At 73.6% G+C, this 18,249-nt stretch carries 23 protein-coding genes, 7 tRNA genes and 1 pseudogene; 15 read left to right on the top strand and 16 right to left on the bottom strand.

Going from position 1 to position 18,249, the window contains the following annotated elements:
• Nucleotides 1–29 precede the first annotated feature (29 nt).
• Nucleotides 30–746 carry an HAD family hydrolase gene (locus tag HCN08_RS11685; protein ID WP_167982926.1) on the top strand — a complete coding sequence of 239 codons (717 nt, stop codon included), beginning with the start codon at nt 30–32 and terminating at the stop codon, nt 744–746.
• Nucleotides 747–749: 3 nt separating this feature from the next.
• Here HCN08_RS11685 and HCN08_RS34775 read toward each other — a convergent pair whose 3' ends face one another.
• On the bottom strand, nt 750–1,088 hold the full coding sequence (locus HCN08_RS34775) for a hypothetical protein (RefSeq protein WP_206318669.1): 339 nt from the start codon (nt 1,086–1,088) through the stop codon (nt 750–752).
• Nucleotides 1,089–1,300: 212 nt separating this feature from the next.
• Here HCN08_RS34775 and HCN08_RS11675 point away from each other — a divergent pair, with 212 nt between their 5' ends.
• The gene (locus HCN08_RS11675; RefSeq protein WP_167982925.1) at nt 1,301–2,116 is read left to right on the top strand and encodes an alpha/beta hydrolase; all 816 of its coding nucleotides are present in this window, start codon (nt 1,301–1,303) and stop codon (nt 2,114–2,116) included.
• On the opposite strand, the gene HCN08_RS35255 is transcribed toward HCN08_RS11675, so the two are convergent.
• Nucleotides 2,113–2,427, bottom strand: coding sequence for a hypothetical protein (locus HCN08_RS35255; protein ID WP_240970013.1), 315 nt, complete (start codon nt 2,425–2,427; stop codon nt 2,113–2,115). The two genes, HCN08_RS11675 and HCN08_RS35255, sit on opposite strands and share 4 nt — an antisense overlap.
• Nucleotides 2,390–3,595: a helix-turn-helix domain-containing protein gene (locus tag HCN08_RS11670; protein ID WP_240970012.1), complete on the bottom strand. Its 1,206-nt coding sequence runs from the start codon at nt 3,593–3,595 to the stop codon at nt 2,390–2,392. Before HCN08_RS11670 ends, HCN08_RS35255 begins: the two co-directional genes overlap by 38 nt.
• A 397-nt stretch (nt 3,596–3,992) precedes the next feature.
• Between HCN08_RS11670 and HCN08_RS36540 the strand changes: the two genes are divergently transcribed.
• A complete protein-coding gene (locus tag HCN08_RS36540) occupies nt 3,993–4,301 on the top strand; it encodes a hypothetical protein (RefSeq protein ID WP_167982924.1) in 309 nt (102 codons plus the stop codon).
• Nucleotides 4,291–4,701, top strand: a complete 411-nt coding sequence (locus HCN08_RS36535; protein WP_167982923.1) for an ATP-binding protein — start codon at nt 4,291–4,293, stop codon at nt 4,699–4,701. Before HCN08_RS36540 ends, HCN08_RS36535 begins: the two co-directional genes overlap by 11 nt.
• A gap of 72 nt (nt 4,702–4,773) precedes the next feature.
• On the opposite strand, the gene HCN08_RS11655 is transcribed toward HCN08_RS36535, so the two are convergent.
• From HCN08_RS11655 to HCN08_RS11640, 4 genes are all read right to left on the bottom strand, one after another.
• Nucleotides 4,774–4,845 (bottom strand) — tRNA-Val (locus HCN08_RS11655).
• Between the two features lie 38 nt (nt 4,846–4,883).
• The gene (locus HCN08_RS11650) at nt 4,884–5,357 is read right to left on the bottom strand and encodes an SRPBCC family protein (protein ID WP_167982922.1); all 474 of its coding nucleotides are present in this window, start codon (nt 5,355–5,357) and stop codon (nt 4,884–4,886) included.
• 125 nt (nt 5,358–5,482) lie between these two features.
• A tRNA-Val gene (locus tag HCN08_RS11645) sits at nt 5,483–5,554 on the bottom strand.
• Nucleotides 5,555–5,629: 75 nt separating this feature from the next.
• The gene (locus HCN08_RS11640; RefSeq protein WP_167982921.1) at nt 5,630–6,043 is read right to left on the bottom strand and encodes a TIGR02611 family protein; all 414 of its coding nucleotides are present in this window, start codon (nt 6,041–6,043) and stop codon (nt 5,630–5,632) included.
• Between the two features lie 191 nt (nt 6,044–6,234).
• On the opposite strand from HCN08_RS11640, the gene HCN08_RS11635 reads away from it, so the two are divergent.
• The gene (locus tag HCN08_RS11635) at nt 6,235–6,648 is read left to right on the top strand and encodes an SsgA family sporulation/cell division regulator (protein WP_003959770.1); all 414 of its coding nucleotides are present in this window, start codon (nt 6,235–6,237) and stop codon (nt 6,646–6,648) included.
• Between the two features lie 198 nt (nt 6,649–6,846).
• Nucleotides 6,847–7,455: a CGNR zinc finger domain-containing protein gene (locus HCN08_RS11630; protein WP_167982920.1), complete on the top strand. Its 609-nt coding sequence runs from the start codon at nt 6,847–6,849 to the stop codon at nt 7,453–7,455.
• A 90-nt stretch (nt 7,456–7,545) separates the two neighbouring features.
• Here the strand turns inward: HCN08_RS11630 and HCN08_RS11625 are convergent, their stop codons facing one another.
• The gene (locus tag HCN08_RS11625) at nt 7,546–7,821 is read right to left on the bottom strand and encodes a hypothetical protein (protein ID WP_167982884.1); all 276 of its coding nucleotides are present in this window, start codon (nt 7,819–7,821) and stop codon (nt 7,546–7,548) included.
• A gap of 242 nt (nt 7,822–8,063) precedes the next feature.
• On the bottom strand, nt 8,064–8,534 hold the full coding sequence (locus tag HCN08_RS11620; protein WP_167982919.1) for a hypothetical protein: 471 nt from the start codon (nt 8,532–8,534) through the stop codon (nt 8,064–8,066).
• A 197-nt stretch (nt 8,535–8,731) separates the two neighbouring features.
• Between HCN08_RS11620 and HCN08_RS11615 the strand changes: the two genes are divergently transcribed.
• Nucleotides 8,732–9,259 carry a DsbA family protein gene (locus tag HCN08_RS11615; protein ID WP_167982918.1) on the top strand — a complete coding sequence of 176 codons (528 nt, stop codon included), beginning with the start codon at nt 8,732–8,734 and terminating at the stop codon, nt 9,257–9,259.
• 162 nt (nt 9,260–9,421) lie between these two features.
• Here HCN08_RS11615 and HCN08_RS11610 read toward each other — a convergent pair whose 3' ends face one another.
• The 3 genes from HCN08_RS11610 to HCN08_RS11600 all read right to left on the bottom strand — a co-directional run bounded on the left by HCN08_RS11610 (nt 9,422) and on the right by HCN08_RS11600 (nt 12,276).
• Nucleotides 9,422–10,246 carry a GNAT family N-acetyltransferase gene (locus tag HCN08_RS11610; protein WP_167982917.1) on the bottom strand — a complete coding sequence of 275 codons (825 nt, stop codon included), beginning with the start codon at nt 10,244–10,246 and terminating at the stop codon, nt 9,422–9,424.
• Nucleotides 10,247–10,369: 123 nt separating this feature from the next.
• Nucleotides 10,370–11,191 carry an aminotransferase class IV gene (locus HCN08_RS11605; RefSeq protein WP_167982916.1) on the bottom strand — a complete coding sequence of 274 codons (822 nt, stop codon included), beginning with the start codon at nt 11,189–11,191 and terminating at the stop codon, nt 10,370–10,372.
• Nucleotides 11,188–12,276, bottom strand: coding sequence for a chorismate-binding protein (locus HCN08_RS11600; RefSeq protein WP_167982915.1), 1,089 nt, complete (start codon nt 12,274–12,276; stop codon nt 11,188–11,190). Before HCN08_RS11600 ends, HCN08_RS11605 begins: the two co-directional genes overlap by 4 nt.
• 192 nt (nt 12,277–12,468) lie before the next feature.
• Between HCN08_RS11600 and HCN08_RS11595 the strand changes: the two genes are divergently transcribed.
• From HCN08_RS11595 to HCN08_RS11575, 5 genes are all read left to right on the top strand, one after another.
• A tRNA-Gly gene (locus tag HCN08_RS11595) sits at nt 12,469–12,541 on the top strand.
• A gap of 36 nt (nt 12,542–12,577) precedes the next feature.
• Nucleotides 12,578–12,651, top strand: a tRNA-Cys gene (locus tag HCN08_RS11590).
• Nucleotide 12,652: 1 nt separating this feature from the next.
• Nucleotides 12,653–12,724: transfer RNA gene (locus tag HCN08_RS11585), tRNA-Val, on the top strand.
• Between the two features lie 31 nt (nt 12,725–12,755).
• Nucleotides 12,756–12,830 (top strand) — tRNA-Val (locus HCN08_RS11580).
• 31 nt (nt 12,831–12,861) lie between these two features.
• Nucleotides 12,862–12,936, top strand: a tRNA-Val gene (locus tag HCN08_RS11575).
• 67 nt (nt 12,937–13,003) lie between these two features.
• Here HCN08_RS11575 and HCN08_RS11570 read toward each other — a convergent pair.
• The 4 genes from HCN08_RS11570 to HCN08_RS11555 form a co-directional block, all read right to left on the bottom strand.
• On the bottom strand, nt 13,004–13,315 hold the full coding sequence (locus HCN08_RS11570; RefSeq protein ID WP_167983099.1) for a TFIIB-type zinc ribbon-containing protein: 312 nt from the start codon (nt 13,313–13,315) through the stop codon (nt 13,004–13,006).
• Nucleotides 13,316–13,353: 38 nt separating this feature from the next.
• Complete coding sequence (locus HCN08_RS11565) at nt 13,354–14,424, bottom strand: aminoglycoside phosphotransferase family protein (RefSeq protein WP_167982914.1); 1,071 nt, start codon at nt 14,422–14,424, stop codon at nt 13,354–13,356.
• Nucleotides 14,425–14,848: 424 nt separating this feature from the next.
• On the bottom strand, nt 14,849–15,031 hold the full coding sequence (locus HCN08_RS11560; protein ID WP_167982913.1) for a hypothetical protein: 183 nt from the start codon (nt 15,029–15,031) through the stop codon (nt 14,849–14,851).
• Between the two features lie 232 nt (nt 15,032–15,263).
• Nucleotides 15,264–15,518 (bottom strand): hypothetical protein, encoded by a 255-nt coding sequence (locus tag HCN08_RS11555; protein WP_167982912.1) that lies wholly within the window; start codon nt 15,516–15,518, stop codon nt 15,264–15,266.
• A gap of 262 nt (nt 15,519–15,780) precedes the next feature.
• Here HCN08_RS11555 and HCN08_RS11550 point away from each other — a divergent pair, with 262 nt between their 5' ends.
• From HCN08_RS11550 to HCN08_RS11540, 3 genes and pseudogenes are all read left to right on the top strand, one after another.
• The gene (locus HCN08_RS11550) at nt 15,781–17,055 is read left to right on the top strand and encodes a serine/threonine-protein kinase (protein WP_167982911.1); all 1,275 of its coding nucleotides are present in this window, start codon (nt 15,781–15,783) and stop codon (nt 17,053–17,055) included.
• 173 nt (nt 17,056–17,228) lie between these two features.
• Nucleotides 17,229–17,624: an effector-associated constant component EACC1 gene (locus HCN08_RS11545; protein ID WP_167982910.1), complete on the top strand. Its 396-nt coding sequence runs from the start codon at nt 17,229–17,231 to the stop codon at nt 17,622–17,624.
• Nucleotides 17,621–18,040, top strand: a pseudogene (locus HCN08_RS11540) (caspase family protein); the annotation flags it as partial. The gene HCN08_RS11545 and the pseudogene HCN08_RS11540, both read left to right, overlap by 4 nt.
• Nucleotides 18,041–18,249 lie beyond the last annotated feature (209 nt).

The raw sequence follows: 18,249 nt of genomic DNA, 5'->3' as shown, positions 1-18,249 counted from the left end.
AGTTACGGGACAACCCGTAGCCTTGTCGTATGCCAACTGAACAGCACACCCTCGGCCCCTTGCTCATCCTGTGGGACATCGACCACACCTTGGTCCGGATCGGCGGGGGCGTCAGCCGCAGCGTCTATGAGCGGGCCTTCCACCGGGTGACGGGCAGGCCGCTCGGCGAGCTTGCGGACATGTCGGGCCGCACGGATCAGGCGATCACGGCGGAGACGCTGCGTCTGAACGGTGTCCGTGAGCCGGAAGCGCGGTTCGACGACTTCTACGCCGCCTTGGCAGTGGCCGCCGAACAGCTCACTGGCCGTATGCGTGAGATTGGCATCGTTCTCCCCGGCGCGCGGGAAGCCGTCGAGTCGTGCGCGGCCCGAGGCGCCGTGCAGTCGCCCGTCACCGGCAACATACGTCCCGTGGCCACGGCCAAGCTCACCGCGCTGGGCCTCGGCGACGGCCTCGACTTCTCGGTCGGCGGCTACGGCGACGACGGCAGTGACCGTGCCGACCTCGTCCGCCTGGCTCGGAAGCGGGCGTCGGAGAAGTACGGTCACGACTTCGCCGGCACCCGGGCCGTCGTCATCGGCGATACGCCCCACGATGTCCGCGGCGCCCTCGACGCCGACGCCCTGGCCGTGGGCGTCGCCAGTGGCAGGCACACTTCTGACGAGCTGCGCCAGGCCGGGGCGCATGTCGTACTGGCAGGTCTCACCGAGTTCGCCGACCGCTGTGGCAAGGCGTTCGGTTGGTGATTCTCATGCGGCGTCCGCCGTCACCAGGCGGAACAACTCCTTGAACTCCTGCACGTAGGAGAGCTGTCCGTACGGCGCAGGAGCTGTGTCCGGTTCGCCGCGGCGTTCGGTGACACGCGCCGACCCGATCGTCCGGCTGAGCGCCAAGGCGTCGTGCCCGACCTGGCAGGCACGCTCGACCTCGCCGTCCAAGCGGACCGTCGCCGGCAGCGCTGCCGGCGTCAGGCCGTCGCGGAACAGCGGTCGATCACCTTCCGGTGGGTCGTCGCGCAGTTCTGCGAGCGTGCGCGGACCGGCGTCGTCGTGCGTTGCCAGCCGCAGCTGGAGCACGCCCACGTCCACGTGTGCGTTGTGCGCCACCAGGGCGCCGACGTCGAGTGCCTTGCGTACCTCGGCCTCGACGGCCGCGGAGGCGGGGGCTGAACAGGGACCAGAAGTAGCGGAACTCGACTGGCGCGCTCCGCGTGGGACTGCGCAGTTCCTCCGTTGCGGCCCGGCTTATGTATCTCCCGACGCGCTGTCGCCCGCTCCAGGACCGCACTACCGTTGGCTCCATGCCAGCCAGCAACCACGTGACGGTTCGTACCCTCGACGGCCAGCAGCTCGCAGGCACGCTGACCCAGCCCCGGGAAGCCACCACCCGCGCCGTTGTGCTGGTCCATGGCGGTGGCGTCACCCGGGAAGAGGGCGGCTTCTTCACGCGGCTGGCTGACGGCCTGGCGGACGCCGGCGTGGCATCCCTGCGCTTCGACCTTCGCGGCCACGGAGAGAGCGAGGGCCGACAGGAGGAGCTGACGCTCTCGACCATCCTCAACGACATTCGGGTGGTGCTGGCGTATGTCCGCGAAGCCACCGGAGCCGAGCAGGTCACCTTGAACGGTACGAGCTTCACCGGGGGCGTTGCCGCGTACTACGCCGCGCACCGGCCGCAGGAGGTGTCGCGCCTGCTGCTGTTCAACCCGCAGTTGGACTACAAGTGGCGCACGATCGACTCCCGGCCGTACTGGGTGAACGACTCCATCACCGAGGAGGCGGCCCAAGGGCTCAGCGAGCGTGGCGCCATCCAGTTCACGCCGACGCTCGTCCACGGCAGGGCCATGCTCAACGAAGCCTTCTGGTTCCCGACGCAGGAAGCCCTGAGCCTCGTGCAGGCGCCGACCCTCATCGTCCACGGTGACGCTGACACGCTGGTACCCATCGAGTCGTCACGCGCGGCCGTGCCGAAGTTCACGGCGCCCGTCAAGCTCATCGAGGTACCGGGCTCGCAGCACGGTTTCGCGGTCCACGACGATCCGCAGTACCTCAATCCCAAGAGCCAGGAATATCAGGCGTTTGTCATCCGCAACGTGACCGATTGGCTGACGGGCTAGGCGACCCGCAGCACTTCGCGGAATTCCCGAACCGCCGGCCGACTGTCCCAGCGGGCGAGCGTCTGCAACGTCTCCCCGAGTACCCGTACGGTGCGTGCCGACTTCATCTCGCGCGCAACCCTGGCGGAAGCAGTCCCGATCCGCGCCGCTTCGTCAGGCTCCCCGCTCAGTGCCAGCGCAGCAGCACGGCGTGCGTTGAAGAAGCCACCGTCCCGTACCGAGAGCGTTCCGGCGCGCATCGCCTCGTTGAACAGCTCAACGGCCAGACCCGGCTTACCGGCCTCCGTGACGCTGATCGCGTTGCGCAGCATCAAGGTGTGCTCGGTGAAATACGCGCCAAAGTCCTGTGGGTCGCCTCCACCGGCCCGTGAGAGCAAGTCCTGAGCGGTCGCCAACTTGTCTCGTACGGTTGCCAGGGAGTCGCCGACCATCGCAGCGCCCAAGGCCTCCTGTTGGGTCACTTCGGCTTGGACGCGCAGCGGCAACCGCCAGCGCTCGTGACCAGCCGCTTGAGCAAGGGTCAGGACCCGCACGGCGTCCCTCGTCATACGCCATCTGGGACTTCTTGAGCAGCACATAGCCTTGCAGGGCCGGGTTGTCGGCTTCCTGCGCCCACTCCATCGCACGGTCGTACCAGAACGTCGCGGTGCTCGGTTGGTGCAGATCGCGATACAGCCAGCCGGCGAACTCCGCACCGTCCGCCCCGACTGACAGCAGCTGCCGGCGCACGGTCGGTTTCACCTCGCGGGCGTACTGGTCGATTGCGCCGAGCAGGCCGAGCACGACAGGGAGTGTCTTGCGCGGCCCCTGTACGCCGTCGTCGTGCTTGGCGCCATCGAGCCGACGGCGGAAGTAGTCCACCACAGGCATGTCGAGGTAGCGGCGCGCGTCCTCCAGGGCAGCGGCAACGTGCTGGAGTTCGTCCAGGCCGAGACCCGGCAGAGCTGCGGCGGCAACGCCGCCTTTCAGCAGTGACCGACGGTCGAGTGGGCTCATGGCCTCGTGCTCCGTTGTACTCGGGTCGTCGGCAGGCACCACCGACACGTCGAGCAAGCCGCCCGGACCGCCGGCGACGAGCGCTTGAGCATCGACTGGAACAAGCACCGGACGGCCGTTCACGACGACCGGCAGCACTGCACGACCGCGAGGCTTCCTTGCGTCTCCGGGTACGGGGTCCGCGTCGTTGGTGACAGCCGGCACTGCCGGCTTGTCGCTCGGCAGCTTGAACCACAGTAGGTCGCCCGGAATGCGCAGGCTATGCGCCCAGCTCATGAGCTTGCCGAGGTCCTGCGGTGCGGTAGTGGCGCTTTCGATACGGCTGAGCTGCGCCTGGGTGAGGCCGAGCCACCCGGCGAGGGTTTCCTGCGACACGACGCGGGTGTGCCAGGGGTGGACGCGGTAGGCGTAGAAGACCTGGCCCATGTGCCAGCTCGCCAGAGCGGCGCGCAGCCGGTCGTCCTGCCAGAACTCCGGGGGCACCCGCGGTGGTTGGCTCATGGCCGTCGTGGGCCGTCGTCGCAGGCAGGATGCGCATGAAGTGCCCCGGTTGTCGCGGGCCAGCCGCGTACCGCAGGAGCAGTGCCGGACCTGCTGCTGTGCCATTCCGTACCCCAGGGCCGCCCGATCGCCAGTGCCAAAGGCCAAGCCTACGGACAGTAGCCGTGCCGTGCCTGGCAGTCCATGCGTCCGGCGTATGGCCGCCCCATACGGCGCCGGCGTGACGCCCGGGTGGCATCCGCGGCCACGCTCCCCATGGCCGAGCCCCCAGGCACAGGAGCTATCGCATGACCGCAGCGGCAACTCGATCACACCCCGAAGGCGACCTCAGCAGTGCGTTCGGCTACCTCCGGCGTCTTCCCGGCATGGGGATGGAGCCGTGCGGGAGGCGATCGCCGCGTTGGTGGCCTTTTCGGTCGACCGGGGTCTCAGCCTGGCCGGCGTCCACTACGAGGAACGCCCGAGCGAGCGGCTCGGCACATGGATGGGGCTCATCACGAGCTGCCGCTCCGAAGGTGTCGGCAACGTCCTGGTGCCGAGCGCCGGGCACTTCCACCACGACCCCGTGGTCGCCGCCTATATGCGTGAGGAGCTGGCCGAGAAGATCCGCGGCACGGTATGGCTCGCCGACGACGCCGACACGAGTTGGCCGGCGCCGCCGTTCGAAGCAGGCGGCCGTGACCGCTGAGCGCTACGTCAGCACTCTCGAACTCGACGCCAGGGCCGAAGCGACACCGTGGGCCAGACGGCACGTCCGCGACGTGCTCAGCGCCTGGAACGTCGCCGGCGCGTGCATCGACACGACGGAGCTGGCGGTCTGCGAGCTGGTCTCGAACGCCGTGCAGCACGTCGCCCCCGACGCCCCCCACGCACACGTCACTCTGACGCTGCGCCACGACGAATCACAGCTCATCGCCGAAGTCGCCGACCCCAGCGACCGCCCGCCCGTTGCCGACACGACGATGTCCGAGGACACCGAGAGCGGCCGGGGGCTGTTCATCGTGGGCGAGATCTCCAAGGAGTGGGACTACTACCTCCTGCCCACCGGCGGCAAAGTCGTGTGGTGCACGATCGCGCTGACGGGCTGAACTGCCCACCGGCCGCCGGGAGGCGGGAAAAGGAAGAGGCCGCCCGGAAAGGCGGCCTCTCGGAAAAAACGGTGGGCGATACTGGGATCGAACCAGTGACCCCTTCGGTGTGAACGAAGTGCTCTCCCGCTGAGCTAATCGCCCGGGATGGGAAGAACCTTACAGGTGAACGCGGGCCGCGTTCAAATGACATGGGGTGGCGGGGCCTGGAGGCGGGTGCGGAGGCCGTGGTGGCCGGCGCGCATCATCAGGGTGTGGTTGGCGAGGAAGAAGGGGCGGCCGGGGAGGGCGAGGCGGCGCATCAGGGGTTTGCGGACGTCGACTTCCTGGTCGAAGTGGAGGAGGGTGCCGGGGCGGGCGGGGGTGACGGTCCAGCGGACCCAGCCCTCCAGGTCGCCGGTCATGGCGACTTCGAGGATGCGGCGGGCGGGGTCCTGGCGGGTGGAGCGGGCGGTGACGACGAGGTCGTACGGGAGGACGGAGCGGAAGCGCAGGATGCCGGTGGTCTCGCCGGTCTGGGTGACCTCGCGGATCTGCGGCCACCACTGGGGGTAGAAGTCGGGGCGTTCCAGGACGCGGTAGACGGCGTCGGGGTCGGCCTCCAGCGGCCAGACGCTGTGGAATCGGTAGTGACTCCAGTCCATGGACCAGTCCATGGGCTCAGTGTGCGCGGTGGGCGGGCCGCCCGGGGTGGATTCCACGCAGCGGGGCGCTCGTCCGGGGCAGGAGAACGCCGAGGGTCCCGGAGCTGTAGGAACGGCTCCGGGACCCTCGGTCCGGGTGGGCGATACTGGGATCGAACCAGTGACCCCTTCGGTGTGAACGAAGTGCTCTCCCGCTGAGCTAATCGCCCCGGCGTGCGGACTACTTTACCGCACCCCGGCGGCCCTCCCGACCAGCCCGGACCGGCTCCGCGCGGGCGGTCCGCTCAGGAGATGTCCCACGGCAGCGTGAAGCCGTAGCTGGTGACGTACCAGATGGCCAGGCCCGCCAGGACGACCACGACCGCCGAGGTGATCAGCAGGTTGCGGCGGCGCACCCGCGGGTCGGCGGCGCGCTTGGCGTACTCCGTGACCTTCGTCTTCGTCCAGAGCAGGACCTTCTGCGCCCAGACGAACTCCGTCCCCCAGATCGCCATGCCGCCGAAGATGATCAGCCAGCCGGGCCCGGGCAGCGGCAGCAGGATCACGCCGCCGCCGATCACCGCGAGGCCGAAGACGAAGATCATGACCCGCCACGCCCCGTGCAACGTCCCGTGCCGCTGCACGAAGGCGGGGGCCTTCGAGCCGAGCCGTGAATCGTTGGCCACGGCTTCAGCGCGCTGGTCACTCTCTGCGATCACATAAGCCAACGTACCGGACGATGCGGCAATCGCTGAAACAGGCGTTCCGCCCTTCTCGCCACTAGCCCGTACGAGCTACCAGAAGCCTCACAAACCCCTCAGAGGGGTTTACAACGTCCCCGCAGGTGGCATGTCGATTTCGCCGACGTGCGAATCCCCGAGCGCACACTGAGCGAAAGGCCCTGGCGCTTATGAACACCACGGTCAGCTGCGAGCTGCACCTGCGCCTCGTTGTGTCGAGCGAATCCTCACTGCCCGTACCCGCGGGCTTGCGGTACGACACGGCCGATCCGTATGCCGTGCACGCCACCTTCCACACCGGAGCCGAAGAGACAGTCGAATGGGTCTTCGCCCGCGACCTGCTCGCCGAGGGCCTGCACCGCCCGACCGGCACCGGCGACGTCAGAGTCTGGCCGTCCCGCAGCCACGGTCAGGGCGTCGTGTGCATCGCCCTCAGCTCCCCCGAGGGCGAAGCCCTGCTCGAAGCCCCGGCGCGGGCCCTGGAGTCCTTCCTGAAGCGGACGGACGCCGCGGTCCCGCCGGGCACCGAGCATCGTCACTTCGACCTCGACACCGAGCTCTCGCACATCCTCGCGGAGAGCTGAGCCCGGTCCCCGACCGTCCGCGGCCGTCCTACTCGGGGGGACCGCCCGGACGCCCAAGGCGGCACAGGGCCTGCCCGACCGCCTGACACCGCAGGAACGACAGCCGCCGCCGTGGGACCCGCGATCCCACGGCGGCGGCTCTCGCGCGCTAGAGTCACCGGAACGCAGCCGCTCGACGACGCCGGCAGGGAGCGTTCCGTGCTGATCAACCATGACACCCGATGCGCGCTCGACAGCGTGGTCGACCTGCTCAACACCGCGCCGGCGATCGAGGGCCGCGAGGGCCTCGCCGAGGTCGCGGACCTGCGGGCCTTCGTGGAGCGCAACCGGGTCAGCGAGATAGGGCGGCTCGACCGCCACGACATCACCGCGGTGCACGCGGTACGCGGCCGGTTCACCGAGGTCTTCGCCGCGCCCGACGACGCGACCGCCTCCGGCATGCTCAACGCGATGATCGCCGAGGCCGGCACGACACCGCGGCTGACCGACCACGACGGCTACGACTGGCACGTGCACTACTTCGCGCCGGGCGCGTCGCTGTCGGACCACCTGGCCGCGGACTGCGGCATGGCGCTGGCCTTCCTGATCGTCGCCGGCGAACGCGAACGGCTGCGCCGCTGCGACGCGCCCGACTGCCGCCGCGCCTTCGTCGACCTCTCCCGCAACCGCTCCCGGCGCTACTGCGACAGCCGTACGTGCGGCAACCGGCTGCACGTCGCCGCGTACCGCGCCCGGCGGCGCGAGGCGGGCGACGGCGCGGACTCCTCGGCGGAGGGCCAGGTCGCGGGCGAGGCCGCCGCGTCCTGAGGCGTACGCCTGCGCGCACACCTGCGCCCCGGGCTTCGAGCGCCCCCGCGCCGGGCGCGTACCGAGCCGGCCCGCGCCTTACGGGGCAGCTCAGAGGAAGATCAGGTCGTACGCCGCGCCGAGCCCCAGCAGCCCGCCGATCACCAGCAGGAAGAGCATCAGCGGCGGCTGCGACAGCGCGTAGAGGCACCCTTGCGCCTCCGGCGCGGGCAGCGGTGGCGCCGGCCGGCCGGCGGCCTCCTGCCGGGGGGCGCCGCCCTGGGCCGGGACGGTCGTGCGGGCGGAGAGGTCATCGGGGGTGGCGGCCGGCCGCACGGGCTCCGGGCGCCGCTCGGCGGCGACGCGGTCGCCGGACATGGGCAGCACGGGATGATCTTCGCGTAGCCCAGGACCGCACGCGGACCAACACGCGCACATTCTGGTGATCTTCCGCGATGCGGACGCCGCTCGTCCGCATGCCGGACGGCCCGGGTGCCGGCGGCCGGCGGCCCTAGGTCAGCCCGCCGGGAGGGGCGGTGCCGTTGCCCGTGGGACCTTCCGGTCCGGTTGCCGGCCGCTCGCGCGGTTCTCCCCCCGGAGCTTCGGGGGCGCCCCCGCGCGCCCCGCCGTCAGATGCCGCGGCGCTTGAGGATCTCCTCGACGTCGGCGAACTCCGACAGCCCCGAGCCGGACGAGCGGCGGGCGCGGCGGTCGGACGCGGGCAGGGCCGCCGGGGCCGGGGCTCCGGCGGGGGCGGCGGACGGGCCGGCGGCGCGAGCGGCGGACCGGGATGCCGCGGCCGAGCCCTCCGGGAGGCGCGCGGAGATCAGGCGCGTGATGCCGTAGAGCAGCGCGGCGACCGCGAGGACGCCGAAGCCGACCCACACCGTGGGCTTGAAGACCAGGTCCGCGCCCCAGTGGCCCACGGCCGTGCCGACCTTGCGGCCCAGCGTGACGAGCCCGGCCATGGCCAGGCCCACGGGCACGAGGGACAGCGCGGCGATCCTGGTGGCCGCGAGGAATCTGCGCCGGTAGGCGGTCATCATCGCGATGCCCAGGCCGCCCGCGGACAGCGCGGCGCAAAGGGTCGTGGTCAGCATGCTGCGACTCCCGTTCGTTCGGGTCCGTCCATCGTGCCTCGCGCCGGGCCCGTACGGCCACGGTCCGCGGGCAGGTTCAGGGGGATCTCCGGGGCGGCTCCTCCCGGAGTGGGAGAGCGCCCGCGGTAGTAGCCCGAGGTGGGTGCCCGGGGTGGGAGAGCGCCCGGGGTGGCCGCCCGGGGTGGGAGACTGGCCGCATGGATCTTCCCGCTTCCGCCCCCGCCGCCCGCCCCGCCGTCCTGGAGGTCTGGTGCGAGCTGCAGTGCCCGGACTGCCGCACCGCCCTCGGCGACATCGCCGCCCTGCGCGAGCGGTACGGCGACGCGCTCGACATCCAGCTGCGGCACTTCCCGCTGCCCAAGCACCAGCACGCGATGGCCGCCGCCCAGGCGTTCGAGGAAGCCCAGGCGCAGGGCCGCGGCTGGGAGTACGCCGAGGCGGTGCTGGGCCGGGCGGAGGCGCTGGCGCTGGAGGGCGAGCCGCTGCTCGTCGAGATCGCCCGTGAGCTGGGCCTGGACGCCGAGGAGGTCGACACCGCGCTGGTCGACGGCCGCCACCTGCTGGTCGTCGACGCGGACGAGGCCGAGGGCAAGGCGATCGGCGTGACCGGTACGCCCACGTACGTCGTCGCCGGCGAGCGGCTGGACGGCGGCACGTCGCAGGAGGGCCTGCGGGCGCGCATCGAGTCCCTGGTGGACGGACTGCTGGCCGGCCGCCAGCAGTAGCGGCCGACCCGGCGACCGTACGGCCGGAGCAGCCGAGCCCCGGGCCCGCAGCCCTACGCCGCGAGCAGCCGGCCCCGGGCTCACCTCGTACCGCCCGGGCAGCCGCCCCGGCACTCGCGGCCGTACGCCCCAGGCCCCCGGGCCACCCCCGGGACCGCCCCCTCAGCTCAGCGGCTTCCAGAGCTGGCGCATCCGCACCCCGTAGCCGAGCGAGGCGTACAGGCCCAGGGCGACGGTGTTGGCGGTGAAGACGTTGAGCCCGAGCCCCCGGGTGCCCGCCGCCCGGCAGTACGCCTCCGCGGCGAGCATCAGCGTGCGGCCGTGGCCCCTGCCCCGGTGCTCGGGCGCGACCTCGACGACCTGGACCCAGCCGGGCGCGGGCGCGGTGTGCAGCCACAGCCGGCCCGCGGTCCGCCCGTCGACGTCCAGGGCCAGCAGTACGCTGCCCGGCGCGGGACGGCCGCCGGGGAAGGCGCTGGCGTAGGAGGCCGCCGCGTGGGCCTGCGCGGCGTGCTCGGGGACGCCGGAGGCGGTGAGGGCGGCGACGAAACCGGTACGGGAGCTGGCGAGCCAGGGCGCGCTCTCCTCGACGGTCACCTCCCGCAGCCGCGCGCCCGGCGGCAGGACCGCCTCGCGCGGGCCCGGCTCCAGGTCCTTGTGCAGGGTGCGGTTGGTCTCGGTGTAGCCGAGCGCGAGCGCGATCCGCAGCCCGTACGCCGCCTGCGCCGGCACCGAGACCAGGACGCGTGTGCAGCCCCACTGCCGCAGCACCTCCTCCGCGGCGAGCGCCGCGACGGTGCCGCGGCCACGGCGCCGGTCGGGCTCGTCGATCGTGAGGGCGTCGATCCGGCCGGGGTCGCCGTGCGGGTCGGCGCCGAGCCGGATGCCGCCGACGGGGCGGCCGTTGACGGCGACGGTGAAGTCGCGCGCCCGGCCGCCGTCGGCGTCGCGCTGTTCGGGGCCCGCAGGTCTGAGGGTCGTCGTCATGCGTCGCGCTCCCGTCCGCCGCCCGAGCTGCCCCCCGCTGGGGTGCGGTCGAGTGTACGGTCACCCGCCCGGCGCGGACGCGGCCCGTACGACGGGCGTACCGGCGTACCGGAGCGCCCCCGGTCAGGGGTTGGGGTCGGCCGCCGCGCGTTCGGCGAAGACCTCCATGACCTTCGCGGTGACCGGCCCGGGCGCACCGGGCAGTTCGCGGGCGTCGACCCGGCTGACCGGCTGGACGTCGCGCAGCGAGGAGGTGATGAAGACCTCCTCCGCCTCGCCCAGCGCCTCGTACGGCAGGTCCTCCTCGTGCGCGCCGGCCCACTCGATGACCAGCTCGCGGGTGATGCCGGCCAGGCAGCCGGAGGACAGCGGCGGGGTGAGCAGCCGGCCGTCGAGGACGACGAAGACGTTGGAGCCGGTGCCCTCGCACAGCCGCCCGGTGGTGTTGGCGAAGACCGCCTCGGTCGCGCCCTGCTCCCGGGCCCGGGCGAGCGCGACGACGTTCTCGCCGTACGAGGTGGTCTTCAGGCCGGTCAGGGCGCCGCGCTCGTTGCGGGTCCAGGGCACGGTGACGACCGCGCCGGCCGCGGGGTGCCCGGGGACGGGCCCGGCGGCGACGACGAGGGTGGCGCCGGCCTCGCCGCGGTCGGAGCCGAGCGGGGAGATGCCGCCGGTGTAGGTGATACGGAGCCGGCCGTGCGGCATGGGGTTGGCGGCGAGCACGGCCTCGCAGGCGCGGGCGACCTCGGCCTCGTCGGGCTCGGGCAGGCCCATGCCGCGCGCGGAGCGGGCGAGCCGGCGCAGGTGCCGGGTGAGGGCGAAGGCGTGGCCGCCGGTGGACTTCAGCGTCTCGAAGACGCCGTCGCCGACCGTCAGGCCGTGGTCGAGGACCGACACGGTGGCGTCCGCGGTCTCCCGCAGTGCGCCGTCCACCCAGATCTTCACCGCAGTGACCTCCCGCTGTCGTGGTGTGCCTGCGACGCTACCGCCAGCAGGCGCCTGGCCTTGAGTTCGGTCTCCGCCCACTCGCCCGCCGGGTCCGAGCCCCAGGTGATGCCGGCGCCGGTGCCGAAGCGCAGCTCCGGGCGGTCGGCGGCGTCGCGGCCGATCCAGAAGGTGCGGATGCCGACGGCGAGCGCGGCGGTGCGCCGGTCGGCGTCGACCCAGCCGAGGGCGCCGCAGTAGGGGCCGCGCAGCGCGGTCTCCAGCTCGCCGATCATGCGCAGGGCGGCGGCCTTGGGGGCGCCGGTGACCGAGCCGGGCGGGAAGGCGGCGGCCAGCAGCTGCGGCCAGCCGGCGCCGGCGCGCAGCTCGCCGCGCACGGTGGAGACCAGGTGGACGAGCCCCGGGTGCGGTTCGACGGCGCACAGCGCGGGCACGGTGACCGTGCCGGTGGCGCAGACCCGGCCGAGGTCGTTGCGGACCAGGTCGACGATCATGACGTTCTCGGCGCGGTCCTTGGGCAGGAAGCCGCCGGCGGTGGGCGCGGTGCCCTTGATGGGGCCGGATTCGACGGTACTGCCGTCGCGCCGCAGGAAGAGCTCGGGCGAGGCGGTGGCGATCTCGACGCCGTGCGCGGGCAGCCGGATCGTGCCGGCGTACGGGGCCGGGTTGCCGAGCGCGAGGACGGCGGCGAGGGCGTCGATGTCGGGGCGCTCGCCGCCGGGGCCGGGCGGCAGCGGGGCGTGCAGGACGCGGCAGAGGTTGACCTGGTAGACGTCGCCGGCGGCGATGTGCTCGCGGATGGTCCGTACGCCCGCCTGGTAGGCGGCGCTGTCCATGGAGGAGGTCCAGGCGTCCGGTTCTGGGCCGCGCCAGCGGGCGGCCCGCGCGGCGGTCCCTGCGCCGGTGTCGGGCGGGGCGCCGGTGCGGCGGACGTCGCCGAAGCGGGCGCAGACGGTGCGGCCCTCGAAGTCCACGGCGACCGCCCAGAAGCCGGCGGAGTCCAGCGCGGCCGGGTCCGCGGTGACATCCCGCAGGTCGCGGGCGACGATTCCGGGGAACCGGGCCAGCGGAGGAAGATCGCGCACGGTGCCTTCCTGGGGTCCGGGGAGGGGCGTGAGCCGAGTCTAGGCCGGGCCGGTCGCGGGAGGTCGCAGGGCTCCCCGCGCGTCAACTGCCGGTCATTGGCCCGGCACGCTGCGGAAACCGGTTTTTGAGCTGGACCGGGAATCCGCTAGAGTTCAACCCGTCGCCCGGGAACGTGTTTCGAGGGCCGGCAGGCGGACGTGGCTCAGTTGGTAGAGCATCACCTTGCCAAGGTGAGGGTCGCGAGTTCGAATCTCGTCGTCCGCTCGATGTGGGGGATCCTCCCGGGACCCTCCGCGCTGTGGTGGAGTGGCCGAGAGGCGAGGCAACGGCCTGCAAAGCCGTCTACACGGGTTCAAATCCCGTCTCCACCTCCAAGGACGATTAGCTCAGCGGGAGAGCGCTTCCCTGACACGGAAGAGGTCACTGGTTCAATCCCAGTATCGTCCACGGGGGCCCACCGGCCCCGAGCAGGAGACCCGCGCGATTAGCTCAGCGGGAGAGCGCTTCCCTGACACGGAAGAGGTCACTGGTTCAATCCCAGTATCGCGCACCAGGCACCGGCGCCCCCGGCGGCCGGGACCCGAGGACGATTAGCTCAGCGGGAGAGCGCTTCCCTGACACGGAAGAGGTCACTGGTTCAATCCCAGTATCGTCCACCAGCAGCTACGGCCGAAGGGCCCGCAAGCACCGCTTGCGGGCCCTTCGCCGTGTGCGCGGCGCGGGTCGTCAGGACGAGAAGAGCATGTGGGCGAAGCCGCCGTGGCCGTGGTGCTTGTGGCCGTGGCCGTGCCCGTGCCCGTGGCCGTAGTGCTGCGGGGCGCCCCAGGCGGGGGCCGGGGGCTGCGGGTAGCCGGGCTGCATGGGCGGGGCGGGGTAGGCGGGCGGCGGGGCGGGCTGCTGCCACTTGCCTTCGAGCTGGGTCAGGGCTTCGAGCTCGCCGTAGTCGAGAAAGATGCCGCGGCAGTTGGTGCACTGCTCGATCTGGACGCCACTGCGGTTGTACGTCTGCATCTGGCCGTGGCACTTGGGGCAGACCAACATCGTCGAAATCAACTCCTCGCGTCGAACACGTGAGTTCACTCTAGTTGGGCGATACGGGCGCAGGTGGCCACGAGTTCGGACTCCGCCTCGTCGAGTTCGCGTCCCTCCCGGGCCGCCTTGGCGACACCTATCGCCGCGGTCTGTACGGCCAACGCGCGGGCGGGTACGTCCAGTTGCGCCCACGGGTCGCCGGTGTGCGGCACCGCGGGGCCGCCGGCGGCGCGGTAGGCGGCCAGGAAGCGGGCCCAGGCGTCGGGTTCCAGCAGGCCGGCGGCGAACCACATGGCGGGGCGGGCGAGGTCCCAGGCGGCCGGGCCGGTGCCGAGGTCGTCGACGTCGATGAGCAGCCAGGGGCCGTCGGGGGCGGGGTGCCGGACGAGCTGGCCGAGGTGCAGGTCGCCGTGGCAGAGGGCGGCGGGCCCGGGGTGCGGCGCCTCGTCCCTGGCCCACGCGGGCAGCCGCCGCCAGGCCCGCCGTACGGTACGGGCCGCCGCGCAGTCCGGTACGGCCCGCAGCCGGGCGACGGCGAGGGCGGCCTTGGCGGGGCCGCGCATCGGCGGCAGCGGGCCGGGGAGCGCGGCGGGCGGCACGTTGTGCAGCCGGGCGAGCAGCACGGCCGCCTCGGCCCAGGGGGCGGCGGCGGGGTCGTGCCGGTCGACGGGCAGGCCGTAGGGCCAGGCGGTGACGGGCCGGCCGCCGCCGGCCGCGGGCTCCAGGACGCCGCAGGCACCCTCGGCGGCCGGCTCGGGCGGGAGCGGGGCGAGCAGGATGCCGCGCAGCGCCGGGTGGGCGGCGACGGCGACCCGGACGGCGAGGGCGGCGGCGTCGGTGCCGGGGGCGTGGGCCTTGGCGACGACGGACCCGACCCGTACGACCGTGCCGTCGGGGCGGTCGGCCAGCACGGTGGTGGCGGCCGGGACGGTGGGCGGGGCGGGGGCGGCGCCCGGGGGGCGGGCGGTGCGGCGGGCGGCTGCTGCGGCGGTGGCGGCGAGCGCCGCGATCAGGGCGTCGTCGGCGGCCGGGCCGGCGCCGCGGCGGGCCGCCTGCCGGTCGATACGGACGGTGCCGCCGCGCCGGGCCCCGGACTGCTCCCCCGTGGTCGTCATCGGCCCAGTCAAGCATCCCGCCGCCTGCCCGGCCCGGCGAAGGGGGCCGTCCGGCGGCGGGCCGGGCGGCGCGGGGCGGGGTGGCGCGGGGCCCGGACAGCGCAGGGCGGCGCGGGACCCGGACGGCGCGGGGCGGGGTGGCGCGGGGCCCGGGCAGCGCGGGGCGGGGTGGCGCGGGGCCCGGGCAGCGCGGGGCGGCGCCCGCGGCGGGCTCCCCGGGGCCGGCGACGCGCGTCGGCACCCGACGTCGGCACCGGGGGTCGGCACCTGGCTTCGGCGCCGGGCGTCGCCCCATGCCCGGACAGCGCAATGCCCGGGCATCGGATGATGCCCGGGCAAGCACAGTCGTCCGCCTACCCCCGTCCCCACGGGGTCCACCGGTGAGTCCCTGACCCGGACCGCTCTTCCAGGTCGGGAGCGCCTTTCAGCGCCCCATCAGGCCGGCCACGGACGACGCCTGGGTGACCACCGCGTCGACTCCGCCGAAGAGGTAGGCGAGCAGGGCGGCCAGCGGCAGCACCATGGCCGCCGCCACCAGCGGGTGGCGGGGCCCGGTGCGCCGGGTGCCGCGCACGGCGCGTGCGGTGCGGGTCACCGTGTTCGCCATGCCTGCCCCCTCCCGGGGTGTGCGGTGCGGTCGGTCGCGTCCAGCAGTCGTCGGGGGCGGCGGGCGTTTGACCTCGGGGGACGAGTGCTCCGCCCGCCGCTTGACCTCAAATCTAGGGCCGCCGCGGCTCCCGCACGTCAGGCTGCGGTACCCCTTCGCGGGCATCCCGGAGGATGACGGCGGACCCCCGGCGTACTCCCCTGGGTGGACACCGGCCTCCGCCTTCCCGGGGTCATCCCCGAGACTCGGCGGCGGCGGCGACCGACTCGTCGTCCCGCGGGACGGGCTGCTCGACCAGGGCGAGCACCCGGGTGGCCATGAAGCGGGCGGTGCGCACCACCGTCCCGCTGCGGGTGACCTCGCTCACTTCCACCACCCCGCGGCGTACCGCGGTCTCCACCCGGCGGCCGGCCCGGGTGGCCACCACCTCATACGTACGGGTGCTGTCCCCGGCGTCGACGACTATCTCCACGCGATCACCTTTCACGGCGTCAATCCCCCTTGCTCGGCGGGCCGTTGGCAGATCGTGCACGGCGGTGACGGCCCGTCGGACGGGCCTCGCGCCACCCGTCAAGAATCCCACCCGGCACTGACAATTCACCGCCCGCCGCCTGCGGGGCTTCACGCCGCTTCGGGAGCGGAGTCCGTAAGCTGTGGGCGGCTGCCCGGGCGGCCCGGCACCGGCAGGCAGACACGCGAGCAGGCGAGCGGCAGTGGGGTCCTCCCCACCGGAGGGTAGGGGAACGGACATGGCGATGATGCGGCTCCGGCGCGAGGATCCGCGGGTCGTCGGCGCGTTCCGGCTGCACCGGCGGCTGGGCGCGGGCGGCATGGGCGTGGTCTACCTCGGGGCCGACAAGCGCGGGCAGCGCGTCGCGCTGAAGGTGATCCGGCCGGAGCTGGCGGAGGATCAGGAGTTCCGGTCGCGCTTCGCGCGCGAGGTGTCGGCGGCCCGGCGGATCCGCGGCGGCTGCACGGCCCGGCTGGTCGCCGCGGACCTGGAGGCCGAGCGGCCGTGGTTCGCCACGCAGTACGTACCGGGGCCCTCGCTGCACGACAAGGTGGCCGAGCACGGTGTGCTGTCGGCGGCGGAGACCGCCTCGATGGGGGCGGCGCTCGCCGAGGGCCTGGTCGCGGTGCACGAGGCCGGGGTCGTCCACCGGGACCTGAAGCCGTCCAACATCCTGCTGTCGCCCAAGGGCCCGCGCATCATCGACTTCGGCATCGCGTGGGCGACGGGGGCGAGCACGCTGACGCACGTGGGCACGGCGGTCGGCTCGCCCGGCTTCCTCGCGCCCGAGCAGGTGCGCGGCGCGGCGGTGACCGGGGCCACCGACGTCTTCGCCTTCGGCGCGACCCTCGCCTACGCCGCCACCGGTGACTCGCCCTTCGGGCAGGGCAGTTCCGAGGTGATGCTCTACCGGGTCGTGCACGAGGAGCCGGATCTCGGCGGGGTGCCGGACGCGCTGGCGCCGCTGGTCTACGCGTGCCTGGCCAAGGACCCGGAGACCCGGCCGAGCACGGTGCAGCTGTCGGAGCGGCTCTCCGAGATCGCCGCGCGCGAGGCCCGCGGGATCGGGGCGCCGCGCCGCGAGGGCCTGCCCAAGGCGGCGGGGCCGCGCCCGGAGCGTCCGGTCGGGCGGCGCGCCGAGGAGTACGCGCAGCAGCCGACCCAGCGGCGGACGCCGCCGCGCCTGGACGGGCCCGCGCCCGGTACGGGGGGCCAGCCGAAGAGCGCGGGCCGGCCCGCCGGCAGCCGCCCGGCCCCGCGCACCCCGGCGCCCACCGTCCCGGCGACCCGCGCCGCGGTCCGCACCAACGCCTCCCGCCGCCCCGCGCCGACCGCGCCGGGCCGCCGGCTGATGCGCCAGCGCCTGGCGGTCTTCGTCATCGTCACGCTGCTCGTCGCCGTCTTCATCGCCGCGGTCCAGGGCTGCCACCGCTTCACGCACGCCGCGGGCCCCTCGGGCGCTGCCCGCACCGCGGCGCCCGCGCAGCACGCCCCGGGGGCCTCCCGCGGCTGACCCGCCGCCGCACGCCGACCTCTTCGCCTGCGTGTCCGCGCGGCGACCGCCGGGTGGCCGACGGGCCAACGCGATAAGGCCGGTAGGAGAGTGGCCGCGCCGCCTACCATGGCTGTGCTACGTCGAACGTGCACCCTTTGGTGCGGGATTTCGAGGCCGTGAAGGGGGAGGCCGTGGAGATCAGGTTCGAGGTGGCGGGCGCCGGGGCGGAGCGGGAGCTGCGCTCGCTGCGGGCGTGGCTCGCCGGCGACCGCGCGTTACGCGGAACCGTCGACGTCACACCGGTGCCAGGGGCGCAGCCCGGGCGGATGTCGCCGGCGCTGGAGGCGGTGAGCGCGGTGCTGTCGTCGGGCGCAGCGCTGGGCGAGCTGGCGCGGTCGTATCTGGCCTGGCGCCACCGCGACCGCCGTACCGCCCCACCGGTGACGGTGGTGGTGATCGCCCCGGACGCCGAACGGGCCCGGGCGGAGGCGGTGTTGCGCGACCTGGGCATCCTCGCGGGCGCGGCACCCCCGGACGGCGGGCAGGAGCCGGCCCCGCAGGAGGATGCGGAAGGCGGGGCGCGGTGAGCGAGCCGGGCACCGCCGGGACGGGCTCGCGGCGGATCGAGCCGGAGCTGTCGGCGTGCGTGCTGATCGGCGTGGACGACTACGCCAGGCTCGATCCCCTGCGCAGCGTCCGGCACAACCTCACCGAGCTGAAGAAGGCGCTGACCAGCCCGGAGATCTGGGGCGTCCCGCAGGAGCGGGTCATCGTCGTGGCGAACCCGGCGACGCCGTACGAGCTCGTGGAGCCGATCCGCAAGGCGGCGCTGCTGGCCAAGGACACGCTGCTGGTCTACTACGCGGGCCACGGGCTGCTGGACCGCGACGACAACGACCTGCACCTGACGCTGCCCGGCTCCGTCGAGGACTACCCGGACACCTGCGTGCCGATCGGGCACGTACGGCGGGCGATCAGCGACACCGGCGCCCCGCAGCGCCGCGTCCTGGTGCTGGACTGCTGCTACAGCGGCCAGGCCATCGCGGGCATGTCCGCGGCCGACCGCGGCATCCGGGGGCGCCGGGCCTGTTTTAAAAGTAGCGTCGTCCCGCCCGTAAGGGCGGGGGCCGGAGGGGCTGGGTGCGTGCGATTGCAAGGCGGAGGGAGGAGAGCGCAGCGGGCTGCGCCGACGACCGACAACGCGGCAAGCGT

Source organism: Actinacidiphila epipremni (assembly GCF_012034175.1).
GTDB classification, from domain to species: domain Bacteria; phylum Actinomycetota; class Actinomycetes; order Streptomycetales; family Streptomycetaceae; genus Actinacidiphila; species Actinacidiphila epipremni.
Note: the sequence above shows the minus strand (reverse complement) of the source record. Positions and strands in the feature narration are given on the sequence as shown.